Below are 2,002 nucleotides of genomic sequence, written 5' to 3' on the forward strand. Positions count from 1 at the left end.
GATGCCGGTGAACGCCGATAACGGTGTATCACATATAGGATGCCGAGCAAGTTATATGGTATTGAATGGTTGATAATCCTATCGGAATTATCAACGATTCAACACCCCAAAACCATCATTATGAAGTAATTGAAAATTAAATACTAACTTTAGAGAACTGGACTAGGGCTTTTCATAGGATACTTTGTTGGCATTAGTTTTTTTGATGATTTAAAAAATTAACATTTTTATATATTTCCGTTTCGTTTATTTCGTTTATATTTGTTAATAACTAAAATACTAATTCGATATGGAATACTTTAATGACATAAAAAAACCTTCTAAAAAGGAGCAGATTGCAGCGATGAAATCGTATAATGCACTAGCGGCTACTTTAGAAGATTTGCATTCAGAGAATCCAGAAATTGAAATTGAAGAAACTGCTGAAAAAATAAAAATACCTTTAAAAGCTCTTAAACTTTTAGCGAAAATATTAAAGGCAACAAGTCAAGGTCAACCAATTTCTTTAGTTCCGATTGCTACTGAAATGACAACACAAGCAGCGGCAGAATTATTAGGCTGTTCAAGACCTCATTTTGTTAAATTACTTGAGGAAGGGAATATTCCATTTACTTTGGTTGGAAGACATCGTAGAGTTAAATTTGAAGATGTAATGAATTATAAGAAAGAAATGAAATTGAAACAAGAGCGATTGCTTATCGATATTATGAAATCAGATGAAGATTTAGGATTATATGATTCATAGTGTTCGATTTACTTGTGTTCTTGACACCAATATTATTTATCCAATAGAGATACGAGATTTACTTTTTTGGTTTGCTTATTACGATTTGTTTACGCCAAAATGGAGTAATCATATTTTCGATGAATGGGAAGATGTAATGGGTAGAAAAGGAATAACAAAAGAGGAGATTAAAAAAAGGTCAAATGTTGCCAATTTAGCATTTCCAGATGCACTTGTTGTAAATTATGAGCCTTTGATTTCAGGTTTAACCTTGCCAGATGAGAAAGATTGTCATGTACTTGCTGCGGCAATAAAAACCAATGCAAATGTTATAGTGACAAATAATTTAAAAGATTTTCCGAAAGATTATTTAGCTACTTTTGGATTGGTTGCAAAATCCGCAGATGATTTTATTGCAGATATAATTGATTTAAATCACGAAAAGGCATTGGAAGCATTTAGAAAGTTAGTTTTAAACAGAAGGAATCCAGATTTAGATGAATATGAAGTTTTGGATAATTTAAGGAAAAACGGATTAATTAATTCGGCTAATTATCTACATTCACTTATTTAGGAAATTAATGCCAACGTTTATGTATATGGAAAGTTGCGTGTTTGCGTGCGAGGATTTTCCGAAGGAAAATCAGACGTAGCAAACGTGCAACGACCTTTTGATTTAGCACAAAATAGCAATTTTTTATATACGTTGTTAGCTTTTAGTGCTTTTTTGTCCGCTTAATATTTCGTTCCGATTTTCTTTTTTCGGTCAGTTTTTAATTCCGCAAATTTGCTCAAATTTCCGCAATAATTTTCAATTCAGAATTCGAGTAAACAATTCCGCAACTTGCTAAATTCCGATTGAGTGAGATTCCGAGTTTTTAATTCAGATTTCTTTTCCGCAAACGAGCTAAAAATTCAGACGCAATTCAATTCAGAGTTTGAGTGAGAATTCGGCGTAAATTTCAAAATTCCTCAACAGAGTTTTTCGTTTTTTTATTCTTAAAACTCAAAAAAAAAATCGAAAAATAAACTAGCTTTTTTCAATTCCGCAAACTTGCTCCAGCATTAAAGCTAACGTTGTTGTATAAGATTAGTTGTAGGCTTCCCCTTATTAGGACACCTCTAAATTCGATAAATAATTATTATTTAGGTCAGGTTTGATGAAGAATTTAAATTCTTCATCAAACCTGGGCATGTATTCTTTAGGTGATTTATTGCCCAGAGATTTATGCGGATGATTAAAATTATAGTCCTCTCTCCAGTTGTCGCTTATATTTT

3 protein-coding genes are annotated in these 2,002 nt (G+C 31.9%); 2 read left to right on the forward strand and 1 reads right to left on the reverse strand.

The genetic code is table 11. From position 1 onward, the window contains the following. Positions 1–289 precede the first annotated feature (289 nt). Positions 290–745: a helix-turn-helix domain-containing protein gene (locus BFP75_RS13585; RefSeq protein ID WP_099545922.1), complete on the forward strand. Its 456-nt coding sequence runs from the start codon at positions 290–292 to the stop codon at positions 743–745. Next, positions 735–1,298, forward strand: a complete 564-nt coding sequence (locus BFP75_RS13590) for a PIN domain-containing protein (RefSeq protein ID WP_099545923.1) — start codon at positions 735–737, stop codon at positions 1,296–1,298. The genes BFP75_RS13585 and BFP75_RS13590 overlap by 11 nt, the downstream gene beginning before the upstream one ends. Positions 1,299–1,835: 537 nt before the next feature. Here BFP75_RS13590 and BFP75_RS22725 read toward each other — a convergent pair. After that, positions 1,836–1,997, reverse strand: coding sequence for an integrase core domain-containing protein (locus BFP75_RS22725; RefSeq protein WP_123803412.1), 162 nt, complete (start codon positions 1,995–1,997; stop codon positions 1,836–1,838). Positions 1,998–2,002: the final 5 nt, after the last annotated feature.

The organism is Maribacter sp. 4G9, assembly GCF_002742265.1.
Lineage (GTDB): Bacteria > Bacteroidota > Bacteroidia > Flavobacteriales > Flavobacteriaceae > Maribacter.

Coding starts and splice junctions, on each gene's coding strand:
- BFP75_RS13585 (WP_099545922.1), top strand. CDS start 290: ATGGAATACTTTAATGACATAAAAAAACCTTCTAAAAAGGAGCAGATT.
- BFP75_RS13590 (WP_099545923.1), top strand. CDS start 735: ATGATTCATAGTGTTCGATTTACTTGTGTTCTTGACACCAATATTATT.